Annotated in this window: 13 protein-coding genes and 1 tRNA gene; 9 read left to right on the forward strand and 5 right to left on the reverse strand. The window is 66.1% G+C overall.

From position 1 onward, the window contains the following. Window positions 1–19 precede the first annotated feature (19 nt). A complete protein-coding gene (gene glmU, locus EJ903_RS10945) occupies window positions 20–1,372 on the reverse strand; it encodes a bifunctional UDP-N-acetylglucosamine diphosphorylase/glucosamine-1-phosphate N-acetyltransferase GlmU (protein ID WP_126615046.1) in 1,353 nt (450 codons plus the stop codon). Between the two features lie 314 nt (window positions 1,373–1,686). On the opposite strand from glmU, the gene gph reads away from it, so the two are divergent. Beyond that, the gene (gene gph / locus EJ903_RS10950) at window positions 1,687–2,370 is read left to right on the forward strand and encodes a phosphoglycolate phosphatase (RefSeq protein ID WP_126615048.1); all 684 of its coding nucleotides are present in this window, start codon (window positions 1,687–1,689) and stop codon (window positions 2,368–2,370) included. Between the two features lie 204 nt (window positions 2,371–2,574). Further along, window positions 2,575–2,766 (forward strand): hypothetical protein, encoded by a 192-nt coding sequence (locus tag EJ903_RS10955; RefSeq protein WP_126615050.1) that lies wholly within the window; start codon window positions 2,575–2,577, stop codon window positions 2,764–2,766. Here the strand turns inward: EJ903_RS10955 and EJ903_RS10960 are convergent. Continuing rightward, on the reverse strand, window positions 2,756–3,664 hold the full coding sequence (locus EJ903_RS10960; RefSeq protein WP_246015451.1) for a DUF3108 domain-containing protein: 909 nt from the start codon (window positions 3,662–3,664) through the stop codon (window positions 2,756–2,758). The genes EJ903_RS10955 and EJ903_RS10960 overlap by 11 nt on opposite strands. 138 nt (window positions 3,665–3,802) lie before the next feature. Here EJ903_RS10960 and EJ903_RS10965 point away from each other — a divergent pair. From EJ903_RS10965 to EJ903_RS10980, 4 genes are all read left to right on the forward strand, one after another. Further along, window positions 3,803–3,877: transfer RNA gene (locus tag EJ903_RS10965), tRNA-Val, on the forward strand. Window positions 3,878–4,142: 265 nt separating this feature from the next. Next, entirely contained in the window at window positions 4,143–4,307 is a 165-nt protein-coding gene (locus EJ903_RS10970) for a sugar tyrosine-protein kinase (protein ID WP_126615054.1), read from the forward strand. 156 nt (window positions 4,308–4,463) lie between these two features. Next, window positions 4,464–5,387 carry a pantoate--beta-alanine ligase gene (gene panC, locus EJ903_RS10975; RefSeq protein WP_126615056.1) on the forward strand — a complete coding sequence of 308 codons (924 nt, stop codon included), beginning with the start codon at window positions 4,464–4,466 and terminating at the stop codon, window positions 5,385–5,387. Between the two features lie 175 nt (window positions 5,388–5,562). Then, a complete protein-coding gene (locus tag EJ903_RS10980; RefSeq protein WP_126615058.1) occupies window positions 5,563–5,973 on the forward strand; it encodes a flagellar basal body-associated FliL family protein in 411 nt (136 codons plus the stop codon). 99 nt (window positions 5,974–6,072) lie between these two features. Here EJ903_RS10980 and EJ903_RS10985 read toward each other — a convergent pair whose 3' ends face one another. Then, on the reverse strand, window positions 6,073–7,464 hold the full coding sequence (locus EJ903_RS10985; RefSeq protein WP_126615060.1) for a class II 3-deoxy-7-phosphoheptulonate synthase: 1,392 nt from the start codon (window positions 7,462–7,464) through the stop codon (window positions 6,073–6,075). Window positions 7,465–7,708: 244 nt separating this feature from the next. Here EJ903_RS10985 and EJ903_RS10990 point away from each other — a divergent pair, with 244 nt between their 5' ends. Next, window positions 7,709–9,070 (forward strand): AmpG family muropeptide MFS transporter, encoded by a 1,362-nt coding sequence (locus EJ903_RS10990; protein WP_417281860.1) that lies wholly within the window; start codon window positions 7,709–7,711, stop codon window positions 9,068–9,070. Between the two features lie 210 nt (window positions 9,071–9,280). Next, window positions 9,281–10,669, forward strand: coding sequence for a hypothetical protein (locus EJ903_RS10995; RefSeq protein ID WP_126615062.1), 1,389 nt, complete (start codon window positions 9,281–9,283; stop codon window positions 10,667–10,669). Window positions 10,670–10,743: 74 nt separating this feature from the next. Here the strand turns inward: EJ903_RS10995 and gor are convergent, their stop codons facing one another. After that, window positions 10,744–12,105, reverse strand: coding sequence for a glutathione-disulfide reductase (gene gor / locus EJ903_RS11000; RefSeq protein WP_126615064.1), 1,362 nt, complete (start codon window positions 12,103–12,105; stop codon window positions 10,744–10,746). Window positions 12,106–12,292: 187 nt separating this feature from the next. Next, a complete protein-coding gene (locus EJ903_RS11005) occupies window positions 12,293–12,793 on the reverse strand; it encodes a flagellar basal body-associated FliL family protein (RefSeq protein WP_126615066.1) in 501 nt (166 codons plus the stop codon). 330 nt (window positions 12,794–13,123) lie between these two features. Between EJ903_RS11005 and EJ903_RS11010 the strand changes: the two genes are divergently transcribed. Beyond that, window positions 13,124–14,272 (forward strand): nicotinate phosphoribosyltransferase, encoded by a 1,149-nt coding sequence (locus EJ903_RS11010; RefSeq protein ID WP_126615068.1) that lies wholly within the window; start codon window positions 13,124–13,126, stop codon window positions 14,270–14,272. The last annotated feature ends 22 nt before the right edge of the window (window positions 14,273–14,294 follow it).

Consider the following 14,294-nt stretch of genomic DNA (forward strand, 5'->3'; position numbering starts at 1 on the left):
CGCGGAAATGGACGGGCGGTTACGCCTTTGCCGCCTTTTCCGCCCGCTTGCGCTCGCGGAAGCGCTTGGCCCAGCCCGCGTAGGATTTTTGGGTAGCGCGGGAGACGGCCAGGGCGTCGCCCTCCACGGCCGCCGTCACGACGCTGCCCGCGCCGACGATGGCCCCGTCGCCGATCGCCACCGGGGCGACCAGGGCGCTGTTGGACCCGATGAAGGCCCCGGCCCCGATGTCGGTGTGGTATTTGCCAAAGCCGTCATAGTTGCAGGTGATCGTTCCCGCCCCGATGTTGGCCTTTGACCCGACGCGGGCGTCGCCGATGTAGCTCAGGTGGTTGACCTTGGCCCCGGCCTCGACCGTCGCGTTCTTGATCTCCACGAAATTGCCGATGTGGGCGTCGGGGCCGATGGCCGCGCCGGGGCGCAGGCGGGCGAAGGGGCCGATCACCGCGCCGCGTTCGACACGGGTCTGTTCCAGATGGCAGAAGGGTTTGATCTCCACCCCATCCTCCACGACCACGCCCGGCCCGAACACGACATGCGCGCCCACCACCACATCGCGGCCCAGCCGGGTGTCGTGGCTGAACAGGGTGCTGTCGGGGTCGCACAGGGTCGCCCCGTTGTCCATCGCCGCCTTGCGAAGGCGGCGCTGCATCAGCCGCTCGACCTCCGAGAGTTCGGCGCGGGAGTTGACACCGACCACCTCGGCGGGGGCGGCCTCCACCACGGCGCAGGCCATGCCGGACACCCGCGCGATCTGCACCACGTCGGTCAGATAAAACTCGTTCTTGGCGTTGCTGTTGCCGACGCGCCCGATCAGATCGAACATCCGGGCGCCGTCAAAGGCCATCAGACCGGCGTTGCACAGCGTCACCGCGCGTTCTTCCGCGCTGGCGTCGAGATGCTCGACGATCTTTTCCAGGCCCCCGCGCGCGTTCAGGATCAGGCGGCCATAGGCACCGGGATCGTCGGGGCGCATGCCCAGAACCACCACCGCCGGGTCGTTGGCCTGCCGACGGGCGGCGACCATGGCGCGCAGCGTGTCGGGCGTGACCAGTGGCGTGTCGCCGTACAGCACCACCACGTCGCCGGTGAAGCCTTCCAACAGGCCGAAGGCGGCGCGCACGGCGTCGGCGGTCCCGCGCTGCTCCTGCTGCACGGCGGTGGGGTAGGGGGCGACGGCGGCGGCCACGCTGTCCATCCCCGGCCCGACGACGACGACGACATGGTCGGGATCCAGCGCCTTCACGGCGGCCAGCACATGCCCGACCATGGGCCGTCCGGCCACGCGGTGCAAAACCTTTGGCAGATCGGACTTCATGCGGGTGCCCTTGCCAGCGGCAAGGATCACGCAAGCGAGCGGACGATGGGCCATGGGGAGATTCCTGTGGTGCCGTGTGTGACAAGAGGGCGGGTGGTGGCGCGGTGCGAAATCCGCCCGTGGCCTTCATGTGCCACAGGCCGGGCGGTCGGCCCAAGTCAACTTTTATGACAGCCTGTCATAGACTGTGGTTTTCGGGGTTGCGGTTTGTGGACCGGCTGGTTTTGGAGGCGAAGGCAGGGGAATGGCGGGATGGACCCGTGCGGACTGCGCATGGTTGGGCGTGGAAAAGCTGTGATAGGACGGGGTTGGGCCTGACCCGTGTCCTTCATCCCATCTGTTTCCTTCATCCCACCGGGGGGTTTGCGATGCCGTTTCCCTTTGCCGCTCTCGTGTTCGATCTCGATGGAACCTTGATCGACAGCGCTCCGGACATGACGCGCGTGCTCAATCGCACGCTGGCCCATTTCGACCGTCCGGCGCTGACCGAGGCGCAGGTGCGGACGATGATCGGCGATGGGTCCGCCACGCTGGTGCGCCAGGCCTTCGCCGCCACCGGGGCCGGGCTGGACGACGCGACGGTGCAGCCGGTGCTGCGCCATTACCTGGACAGCTATTTCGAGGATGAAGAGGCGTCCGTCCTTTATCCCGGCGTCCCCGAAACCCTGGCGGCGCTGGCCGACCGGGGCGTGCGGTTGGGGCTGTGCACCAACAAGCCGGAGCGGATCAGCCGCAAGCTGCTGGACGCGCTGGGGCTGGCCCCGCTGTTCGCGGCGGTGGCCGGGGGTGACACCCTGCCGGTGAAGAAGCCGGACGGGCGGCATCTGGCCTGGGTGCTGGAGCGGCTGGGGGCCGACGGTCTGGCGTCGGCGCGGGCGGCGATGATCGGCGACAACGGCAACGACGTGAAGGCGGCGCGCGCCGTCGGGGTGCCGGTGGTGGCGATGAGCTACGGCTACCCCCGCATGCCGGTCGCCGACCTTGGGGCCGACATCATTCTGGATCATTTCGCCGATCTGCCGGGCGCGTTGGAGTGTTTGGCGCGGGGTTGATCGCGCGATTCGGGTGGCTGTTCCTGTGGTGCCCCTCATCGCGTGCGGTGGGTGCGCGCATCCGTTGTGTGGCGGGTTGTCGCATTATCCCTTTGTCGTATAAGGCTATCCCTTCGCTCCGGTGATCTGTCCATCAGCATACGATAATATTCTGATGCGGCGGTGGCAGCCATGCTCCGCCCGTCGGATTCGGGAGTGCTGACCATGACGACACGGATGGCACGGGTGGTGCGGATGGGCAAGCTGGGTGGCTACGCGGTGTTGCTGGGCGGGGCCATGCTGGAAATCGACGGGCGGATGCTGTGGCCGTCGATGGACGCCGTGATGGAGATGGTGGGTCGTCACGGCATGACCGTGGCCAGTTGGGTGATCGACACCGGAACGGTCACGGGATAGCGCGCGGCGGGTCGCCCTCACGCGTCAAGCCGATCAAATGGATGACGACGGCCCCGAAGGCGCTGTCGCTTTCCATCCGCACCGGCAAGGGCGGCGCGCCGGGCAGCAGCGGGGCCAGCCACAGATCGGTTGGGGGACCGGCAGGACGAGGGGATGGGTCATCGTCCCGCCGCCAGAACGCGGTGAGCGCCGAGGATGATTTCGCCTGTCCGGCGATGGGAATCACCGAGAGTCGGCATTCCTGTGCCACGCCGGAAAAAATCGAATAGCGTGACGCCGCCAGTGGGCGCATCCCGCCCGGATCAAAGCGCAGATCGTAGCGGCGTCGCCCGTCGAACACCGGAACGGTGCGGGCGCAGGCGTTGCCGTCGCCGACCGCCAGCAGGGCCAGCAACCCGGCGCTGAGGGGATCGAGGGCGCCCCGTTGCAAATCCGGCGGGACCGGCGCGCGGTCATCCTCCTGTGGCGGGGGCAGGACGGTGGCGGTCAGTGCCCCATCGGCGGCGTAGTCCAAGGCGACGCTGCGCGGTTTTTCCCGGAAGACGCTGCTTTGACGGTGGCGGAGCGGGCGCAGTCCGCCGGACTCCCGCACCCCTTCGCTGTGGGAATCGGTTTTCCACGGCAGGATTTTGGCAAGGAAGCCGCCATTCTCGGCGGTGACATCAATGCGGTAGGCGCGATCGGTCAGATCAAGCCGGACGGTGGCGTCGAGCACGGCGATCCCCCCGACATGCACGCGGTAGCGCGCCGTCAGCGGGGCCGCCGCTGTGGCGTCCTCCGCCGCCAGTCCATTCACCGCCAGCAGGAGCCAAACGGCGATCCACCACCATGGGCGTGCCCGGACCGGGGTGATGTGGCGCGGGCGGTGCTGCGGGGTGGGCCAAAAAACTTTTCGCACAGAGTGAATCTCCTGCTTGACACCCATCGGTGAAGGCCCTAAAAACCCGCCCACCGCAGCGACGGTCGCCGACGAAAACCGGCGGACGACGCTCCCGCCAGGGGGAAGCCTGGACCGACAACAGAGAATTCTGGGATCGGGCGTGTAGCTCAGCGGGAGAGCATTCGCTTCACACGCGAAGGGTCACAGGTTCAATCCCTGTCACGCCCACCATTAAAAAGGCTTCGGAAGACATTCCGAAGCCTTTTTTCTTTGGCGAAAACCATAAAATTTCTGTGGTAAAACCGCGCCGTTGGCAATGATTGGGCGGCGGATGCCAGATCAAAAGCCGATTGGGAGCGAATTGCCGATCCGTTCACGGTGATGAATCGGCACTGGGTTCAAGAAATCCGGTGGGAAATTGACGCAGATCAGTCCGGTGCTGCACCGCAATCCTCTAGGGTCGGCTTCTCCTTCCCATCGATCAGGATTGTGTTTCATGGAAGATGCGCGCGTTTCCCTGATGGCTCTTGGCGCTCTGGTTGTGGCGTTGGCGATCATCGTCGGTTCGGTGGTCCTCGCTCCGTCGTTTCTGGTCCTGCTGGCGACGCTGGGCGCATGGGCCAACCTGTCCTACCTGATCGGTGTCACGCTGATGCGGTGAGGTGCCGCCGTGCCCTGGGGGTGGGGTCCCCCATCCCACGGGGCGGATGGATGATCGCGGGTGTCACGGATCTTGCGCTGCACAAACGTGGCGCTGGACAGGAGCGATCCGGCGGTTTATCCAGCGCCAGTTTTGACGCGCGTGAGGGATGACGCCATGACGACGCCAACGGTTGCCCCGACGACGGACACCACCCCCTCCACGCACGCTCAACCGGTTGACGGCGCGCTGCCGCTGCCGGTCCTGCGCAACGTGGCCGATCTGCGGGCGCAAGTGGCCGCGTGGCGGGCGGCGGGGCAGACGGTGGCGCTGGTCCCGACCATGGGCGCGCTGCACGACGGCCATCTCGCCCTGGTCCGGCGCGGTCGCGAACTGGCCGATCACGTCATCGCCAGCGTCTTCGTCAACCCGACCCAATTCGCCCCGCACGAGGATTTCGACCGCTACCCGCGCGACGAGGCCGGGGACGCGGCCAAGCTGGCCTCGGCGGGCTGCGCGGCGCTCTACGCCCCCAGCGTGCGCGGCATGTACCCGGAGGGCTTTGCCACCGCCATTTCGGTCGGTGGGCCATCCGAAGGGCTGTGCGGAACCTTCCGCCCGCAGATGTTTGGCGGGGTCGCCCTGGTCGTCACCAAGCTGTTTTTGCAGGCGCTGCCCGATGTGGCGGTGTTTGGCGAGAAGGACTATCAGCAACTGATGGTCATCCGCCGCTTCACCCGCGATCTGGACATTCCGGTGCGGGTGGAGGGGCTGCCCACCGTCCGTGAGGCCGATGGTCTGGCCCTGTCCTCCCGCAACGCCTATCTCAGCGTTGACGAGCGCGCCCGTGCGCCCGAACTGAACCGCGCCCTGATCGCCGCCGCCGCCGCGCTGTCCGCCGGGGCGTTGCTTGAGGACGTGTTGACCGCCGCGCGCGCGCGGATTGCGGAGGCCGGGTTCGGCACGATTGACTATGTGGAACTGCGCGACGCCGACACGCTGGCCCCGATCACCCGGGTGGAGCGTCCGGCCCGATTGCTGGCGGCGGCATGGCTGGGCAAGGCCCGCCTGATCGACAACGTGCCGGTGCTTCCGGCTTGAACGGGCCGATGGGGCGTGTCGGCGCAGGTCATTGTCAATTGTCACAAGCCATGATTTGACCGTCGCCCCCGCATTGCCTAAAATATCACTCTCGGGATCGTTTTGGATCCCAATCTTCGGAGTGCAGGCTGTGCGGTTGGTTCGACGGAACGCGGACGGGGAAACGGTGTCTCTGATGCCGATCATCCTCGCTGGCTTGCTTGTGGCCTTGGCCGTTCTGGGCGCGACCGGTGCCGTGATCGCCAACAAAAACTCAACCTCAGCCGCATCGGACAAACTGGGGCCGAAGAAGAATTACGCCGCCCTGCCGCAAATGACCTTCACGCTGGGCGGCGGCGACGCCCGCATGGTCGATGTGAAGGTGCTGCTGGAGGTGGAACCGACGGTGGACGGCAAGGTGGCCGAACCCTATGTGCCGCGCATCACCGATCAGCTTTCGGACAAGATGCGCCAGATTGATCCGCAGCAATTGGCGGGGGCCGATGGGGCCAAGCTGATGAAGAGCACCATCGCCAGCGTTCTGGACCGCGAAATGCGCAACGTGCGTGTGCGTGAGATCCTGCTCGACCGCTTCGTCGTGCATTGATCGGGGGATCGTGATCGGCTTTCTCGCGTTTTGCAGCGGGTGAAGACACAAAAAAGGGCCGGAGCGGTGCGCTCCGGCCCTTTTTCGTTCAGTCTGCGGTCATTCCGCAGCGGCGGCGGCGCGGCGCTGGGCGTCGCGTTCACTGCGGCCACGCTTCAGCTCGTCGGCCAGCAGGAAGGCCAGTTCCAACGACTGGCTGGCGTTCAGGCGCGGGTCGCACGCGGTGTGGTAGCGCTGCGCCAGCTTGTGATCGGTGATCGCCTGCGCCCCACCGGTGCATTCGGTCACGTCCTGGCCGGTCAGTTCGAAATGCACGCCACCGGCGTGGGTGCCTTCGGCCTTGTGCACCTCGAAGAAGCCACGCGCCTCGGCCAGCACCCGCTCCACCGGGCGGGTCTTGTAGCCCGTGGTGGATTTGATGGTGTTGCCGTGCATCGGGTCGCAGGACCAGACCACCGCGCGGCCTTCGCTCGTCACCTTGCGCAGCAGCGGCGGGAACTTCTCCGCCACCTTGTCCGACCCCATGCGGACGATCAGGGTCAGGCGGCCCGCCTCGTTCTGCGGGTTCAGGATGTCGATCAGGCGGATCAACTCGTCCGGGTCGGTGGTCGGGCCGCACTTCAGACCGATGGGGTTCTTCACCCCGCGCAGGAACTCCACATGCGCGCCGTCGGGCTGGCGGGTGCGGTCGCCGATCCACAGCATGTGCGCCGACACGTCGTACCAGTCGCCCGTCGTGCTGTCGACGCGGGTCAGGGCCTGTTCGAACGGCAGCAGCAGCGCTTCGTGGCTGGTGAAGAAATCGGTTTCGCGAATCTGCGGCGTGGTCTCCGCCGTGATGCCGCAGGCTTCCATGAAGGCCAGCGTTTCATCCAGGCGGCTGGCCAGCTCTTGGAAATGCGCGCCCGCCGGGGAGCGTTCGACGAAGCCCAAGGTCCACTGATGCACCTTGTGCAGGTCGGCGTAACCGCCCTGGGCGAAGGCGCGCAGCAGGTTGAGCGTGGCCGCCGCCTGCGTGTAGGCCTGCATCATCCGTTCGGGATCGGGCACGCGGGAGTCGGCGTTGAAATCGAACCCGTTGATGATGTCGCCCCGGTAGGAGGGCAGCGACACGCCGTCGATGTCCTCCATGTCCGCCGAACGCGGCTTGGCGAACTGCCCGGCCATGCGCCCGACCTTGACGACCGGAATGGCCGCGCCAAAGGTCAGCACGACCGCCATCTGCAACAGCACGCGGAAGGTGTCGCGGATGTTGTTGGGGTGGAATTCGGCGAAGCTTTCGGCGCAATCGCCGCCCTGCAACAGGAACGCCTTGCCGACGGCGGCGTCGGCCAGCTTGCTTTTCAGCTTGCGGGCTTCCCCGGCGAAGACCAGCGGGGGATAGCTGGCCAGACGCTGTTCGACCGCTTCGACCTTGGTCAGGTCGGGATAGGTCGGCATCTGCTTTGCCGGTTTCGACCTCCAACTGGCGGGTGTCCAACGCTCGACCATGACGCGCCTGCTCTTCCTTGACGGGTGGTGACTGCTGCAATTCGGCCATTAGGCCGGTGATCAGCCCAAGGGGTCAACCCTATAGCCCGATTCGCGGTAACTTTTCCACAGTTTCAGGGGAAACATTGGCAACGCTCGACAAGATCGCCGACAGCAAAGGAATGGGGGCAAATGCACCGTGGCGTCGGTTGGGAGCGCGCGTGTACAACAGGGGCGCTCTGACCCGTTGCCAAGGAACCCGCCGGTGAAGCCCTCCGCATGGCCGTCCTACTGGATGAATCTGTTGTCGGTCTATGGCGACCGCCGGGTGTTGGCGATCCTGTTTCTGGGCTTTTCCGAAGGCTTGCCGCTGGCGCTGACCGGATCGACCCTGAATGTCTGGCTGCGGGAGGAGGGGGTCAGCAAGACCGGAATCGGTCTGTTCGCGCTCGTCACCATGCCCTACGCGCTGAAATTCCTGTGGGCACCGTTGATCGACCGGCTGCGCCTGCCCGTCCTCACCCGCCTGTTCGGGCGGCGGCGCGGCTGGGCGCTGGTCACGCAGGCCGGGTTGATCGTCGCCTTGCTCGGGCTGTCGGGCACCGATCCGGGGACACAGCTCTGGTGGACGGCCTTGTTCGCCGTGGCGGTGGCCTTTTGCTCGGCCAGCCAGGACATTGTCGTGGACGCCTATCGGGTGGAGGTTCTGGACGAGAATCGGCAGGCCGCCGGGGCCGCCGTTCTGGTGCTGGGCTATCGCTTCGGCATGCTGGCGGCAGGGGCGGGGGCGCTGTTCATCGCTGAATTTCACGGCTGGCGCGTGGCCTATGAGGCGATGGCCGCGCTGGTGCTGGTCGGCATGGTGACGATCCTGGTCAACCGGGAGCCGAACGTCGCGGTCACGCCGGAATCGCTGGAGCGCGAACGGCAGGTGGCGGCCTGGCTGGCGGCGCGCCCGCACCTGTCGGGCCGGATGGCCCGCTTGCTGGCCTGGCTGTATGGCGCGGTGGTGGCCCCCTTTGCCCAATTCATGAGTCGGCGCGGCTGGGTGGTGATGCTGGCCTTCATCGCCACCTACAAGCTGGGGGAGGTGCTGGCGGGCGTGATGTCGGCCCCCTTCTACGTCGATCTCGGCTTCAGCAAGGCGGAAATCGCCGCCGTCACCAAGCTGTTCGGCCTGTGGGCGACGATCATCGGCGGTTTGCTGGGCGGGCTGCTGGTTGGCCGGGTCGGGGTGCTGCGCGGTCTGATGATCGGCGGCGTTCTGCAAATGGCGTCCAACATCAGCTATGTGATGCTCGCCTGGGCCGGTCACGACGTGTCGGCATTGGCGGTGACGGTGGCGGTGGAGAATGTGTGCGGCGGCATCGCCACGGCGGCGTTCGTCGCCTATCTGTCCAGCCTGTGCAACGTCGCCTACACCGCGACGCAATACGCGCTGTTGTCGAGCTTCTACAAGCTGGGGGGCGATCTGTTCGGGGCCAGCTCCGGTTGGTTGGCCGACCGGATGGATTGGGTCAGCTTCTTCCTGCTGTCGATGGTGGGGGCGGTCCCCGCGCTGCTGTTGCTGACCCGCCTGATCGCCATGGACAAGCGGCCCGCCGCCCTCGTGGCGCACGCCGATTGATGGGTGAAGGATGCGCGTCATGCGCGGGTGTGTTTGCGCGTTTTACGAGTTTCAGGCTTTAAACAGAATAGAAACACCACTGTAACGACATATCTATTTCTGGAATTGCTCTTATTGCGTTAAATGGGAACGCCGGTCCGTGGCGTTCCTGTGGGAGCGGGAGCGCGTGGTCATCACCCGACCGGTGCAAAACACAGGAAGGGGACAACGATGACGTCACGGGCGTTTGCCATGGCGCAGACCATGGCGGTGGCGGGACTGATGGGTGTTGGTGCCGCATCGACGGCGCAGGCCCAGATCGCGCCGGTCGACATTCCGGCCAGCTATGGCATAGGGACCCAGGCCACCACCATCCAGGGCTGGGTCGCCAACAACCAGCAGGACCAGATCCGCGCGCATGGCTGGACCATTTGGTCCGGGCTGAACGCGCCGTCGGGCCAGACCTACAACGGGGCGGCACTGCCGGTGTGGGAAACCTGGCTGGGCACGGAGGAGGCCTTTGCCACCACCTCCAACGCGTCGGTGCTGAACGCGGACAAAAAGACGGCGAAGGCTCCGGCCCGTCACTTCGTCAAGCCGCACCAGTTCGGGCATCTGGCGGCACTGACCGGAAAGGCCGTCAAGAACGCGGCGGCCGACACGCAGGTGGTGTCCTTCAACAAATTCAGCCCGTCGGCCGCCAGCTTCATCGCGGCCCCCCAGACCATCGCCGGGTTGAGCGGCACCTACAGCATCAACACCACGGCCGGGTTGACCGCGCTGAACGGCGCTTGGCCCAGCTCCGTTCCCACCACCAACCGGTCGATCAATGATTTCCCGGTGGACGCGGCGGAACTGAAGCCGGTGTTCGGTGTCGTCGCCCAAAAGGGCATGACCCCGATGCCGCTGTGGCAAGGGCCAAAGCAGGCGACCAACGCCACCAACCCGACACCGGACACCTGGAAAACCTGCGTGGCGGTGGACCCGGCGGGCAGCGGTGGGATCGTGCCGGTGGCGCAAAGCAAGCTGACCAGCGCCCAAGTGACCGCCCTGAACGCCCAGGCCAAGCAAGCCGGTCTGGCCTGCACCATCGGCTATTACGCCCCGCTCACGGTGCTCTACAATTTCCAGATGTCGGCGGGGGAAGCGGCGGCGATGCAGGCCGCGCAGGGACCAAAGGCGTCAGCGGGTGATTTCGCCGTGCTGCTGGCCATGCATGTGAACACGAAGGAAATCCCCTTCTGGACCTGGCAGACCTTCTATTGGCAGCCCGGCCCGGACACGCCCAACAAATTCCCGGGGTCCAAGGCGGACGCGCCATCCAGCCTGCCAGCCCCGTTCAACAATTACGCCATGTGCACCAGCTACAGCCAGACCGTCCCGGTCAACAGCAGCACGATGGCGTTGTGCTTCAACCCGTATTTGGAAACCTCGTCGGGCATTCCGGCGGGCATCACGTCGAACTGTGTCAGTTGCCACGCGCTGGCCGGTGTGGGCACCGGGCCGACCTATCCGGCCAATTACAAGGCCCCGATCAACCTCTTCGCCAACAAGTCCTATTTCACCAACGCGTCCACCCGCACCGATTTTTCGTGGGCGGTGGCCAGCCCGCCAAATTGATGGGTTCTGACGTGATCGGCTGACGACCGGTCGGGCGGCGCGTTCCATCGGGCGCGTCGCCGACCGCCGTCGGATCAGGCCGGGTCGGGAACCTTTTCGCGCATCAGCACGAATTCCTCGGCGGTGGACGGGTGCAGGGCGATGGTGCGGTCGAAATCGCGCTTGGTCGCCCCACAATTCAGGGCGATGCCCAGCGCCTGCATCATCTCCGGCGCGTCCATGCCCATCATGTGGCAGCCCAGCACGCGTTGGGTCTCGCCATCGACGACCAGCTTCATCAGCACCCGCTCGTCGCGCCCGGACAGGGTGTGTTTCATCGGGCGGAAGCCAGCCTTGTAAATGTCCACCTTGGCGTGCGCGGCGCGGGCCTGCGCCTCGCTCAAGCCGACGGTGCCGATCGGCGGGATGGAGAAGACCGCCGTTGGCACATTGTCGTAACCGATGCGGGTCGGGGTGTCGTTGAACAGCGTTTCGGCCAGCGCCCGCCCTTCGGCGATGGCGATGGGGGTCAGCGCCATGCGGTTGGTCACGTCGCCGATGGCGTAGACGCTCTCCACGCTGGTGCGCGACCATTCATCGACCGGAATGGCCCCGGCCTTGTCCAGCGTCACGCCGATGCTCTCCAGCCCCAACCCGTTGGTGTTGGGGTGGCGGCCGGTGGCGGCCATGACCAGCCCGACATCGTGAGTCTGGCCGTGATGGTCGGTGACGCGGAAGCCGTCGGCGGTCTTTTCGATCTTCGTCGGCCGTGTGCCGGACAGAACACGGATGCCGCGCTTGGTCATCTCCCCTTCCAGGGCGATGCGGATGTCGTCGTCGAAGCCGTTGAGCAGATGCTCGCCGCGAATCATCAGGCTGACGTCGGCCCCCAGGCCCCGGAAGATCCCGGCGAACTCCACGGCGATGTAGCCGCCGCCCAGGATCAGCACCGACGCGGGCAGGGTGGGCAGGTCGAGCGCCTCGTTCGAGGTGACGGCGTGCTCGATCCCCTCGATGTTCGGCTTGGTCGGCCAGCCGCCGGTCGCGATCAGGATGCGGCGGGCGGTGTAGCGGCGGCCGTCCACCTCCACCGTGTGCGGATCGACGATGCGGCCGAAGGATTCGAACAGGGTGACGCCTGAGTTTTTCAGCATCGTGATGTAGATGCCGTTCAGCCGGTCGATCTCCATGTTCTTGCGGGCGATCAGGCTGGGCCAGTCGAAGGCGGGCGTTTGCGCGTCCCAGCCATAGCCGCGCGCGTCTTCGAAACCGTCGCGGTACTGGGCGGCGTAGACCAGCAGCTTTTTCGGCACGCAGCCGCGAATGACGCAGGTGCCGCCGACGCGGCTGCCCTCGCAAATCGCCACCTTGGCCCCATAGGAGGCGGCGCGGCGGCTGGCGGCGACGCCGCCCGATCCGGCGCCGATGGTGAACAGGTCAAAATCGAACTCGGCCAAGGCCGTCTCCTTCCGCTGCGCTGTCTCTGGCCCGCTCACACCCGGTGCTGACACCCGGTGTTGACCGCCGTCGGCGGGCGCGACCGGGGCGGAGTGTTCCGCATTCCGCCACCCCTGTCGAGAGGGCCAGACGCAGGATATGGGGCGGGGCAGGGCGAGGAAAAGAGCGCGTGGGCGCAGGGCCGGGTCAGCGCAAGAGCATGTCCTGAACCAGAACCTGGCGGATTTTCAACGGGCGCATCGCCTTGTTGGCGGCGAATCCCAGAACATCCTTGATGTAGTGCGGGCCGTCCTGGCCGCGCAATTCGTTGGGATCGACGTCCAGCATCCGCACGCTCATGGCGTCGGCGATGTGGGGCAGATAGGGTTTGACCTTCTCCAACGGAACCGAGGGATCCAACTCCAGCACGACGCGCAGCTTCAGCTCGCGCAGCCGTTCACCGTCGCGCAGGGTGAAGCTCATGGCGGGCATGGTGGCGTAGGAGGGGTGCGGACCCGCGACGGTTTTGGCGGGAACCGCGCCGCTGTGGGCGGCGGTGGCGGGTTTCAGCATCAGCGCGCCACCGGCCCCGGCGGCGGTCAAGGCCACGATCAACAGAAACAGGATCGGCAGGATGCGGCGACCGGCAGGCTCGCCCTCCAGCGATGGATTCGCCGGGGGTTGATGGGCCGCCGACGCCATCACCATGGTGTTGATCCTGTCATCATCGCCTGATCGTCCCGTTGATCTTGGTTGTTTCTGATTTGACCTTACGGGGTCGGCAGAGGGTCGTCAAATATCGGTATTTTATACTGTTTTGACCGACAGTTTTGACTGCGGGTGGATTTGTATTTCTCGAAAAGATCGGTGATATTTGTATGGAATTCGATCAAAAGGCGATTGTGGCGATGTGACGCCCGTGCAACCCTGGCATCGGGAGCGGGGCGGACCGATGGGAAGCCTCTTCCCCCCGGCGGTCGGGCCGTATAATGCTGACCGCCCGATCAGCCAGCAGGGCGGAAGACGAAGGCACAGGCGATGAGCGAGAACAGCAAGCGGCCTCTGGCCGTCCACCCCGCAGCGGCGGCGATTGGCGATTGGACCGACACCTATTTCCGGCGCACCAAGGAGACGGTCGGCAAGTTCGGTGACAAGAAAGTCACCTACGCCATCTTCATGCGCCGTCCTGTGGTCTGCGCCCCGCGTCTGGCGGTGGAATGGTTGCAGGCGGTCGCCCGGGAACGCGGATTCGACCTCGACATCCAGTTGAACTTCCCCGAAGGCAAATGGGTGGGGGCGGGCGAGCCGATCCTCTACATCACCGGGTCGTTCTATCATCTGGTCGACACCGAAACGATCCTGCTGCAAAAGCTGGGTCCGGCCTGTGTCGCCGCCTACAACGCCTTCACCATGTGCGCCGATCTGCCCAAGGTGGCGTTCCTGGCGATGGACGCCCGCCATTGCGCGGGCACCGACATGGCCGAGGTGATGGCCTACGCCGCGTCGGTCGGGTCCGACCGGGCCAAGCGCAAGGTCGGGGCCAAGGGCTTCGTCGGCAACGCCACCGACGCCACCGCCCATTTCTTCGGGCAGGCCAAGGGCATGGGAACCATGCCGCACGCCCTGATCGGCTACGCCGGATCGACCGTGCGCGCGGCGGAGATGTTCCACGACACCTTCCCCGACCTGCCGCTGACCGTGCTGGTCGATTATTTCGGCCGGGAGATCACCGACGGGTTGGAGGTGTGCCGCCGCTTCCCGGACCTCGCGGCGCAGGGCAAGTTGGCGCTGCGGCTCGACACGCCGGGCGGGCGCTTTGTCGAGGGGTTGGATCCGCCGGGGTCCTACGCGGTGTTGGAGCGCCACGCGCCCCATTCGATTCGCGGCTATCGCGATGAAACCCAGTTGCGCTACCTGATCGGCACCGGCGTGTCGGCGGCGGCGATCCATTATGTGCGCGAGCGGTTGGACGACGCCGGATTCCCGGCGGTCAAGATCGTCGCCAGCAGCGGGTTCGGCCCGGCCAAATGCCGCCTGATGGCGGAGGCCAACGCGCCGGTCGATGTGGTCGGGACCGGCAGCTATCTGCCGGAACGCTGGACCGAAACCTACGCCACCGCCGACATCATCGAATATGACGGCGAGAAGCGGGTGAAGGTGGGCCGGGAGTTCTTGTTCCGGCGCTGAGTGGGGCTGATTGGCGCTGGCC

Source organism: Azospirillum griseum (assembly GCF_003966125.1).
GTDB lineage: Bacteria > Pseudomonadota > Alphaproteobacteria > Azospirillales > Azospirillaceae > Azospirillum > Azospirillum griseum.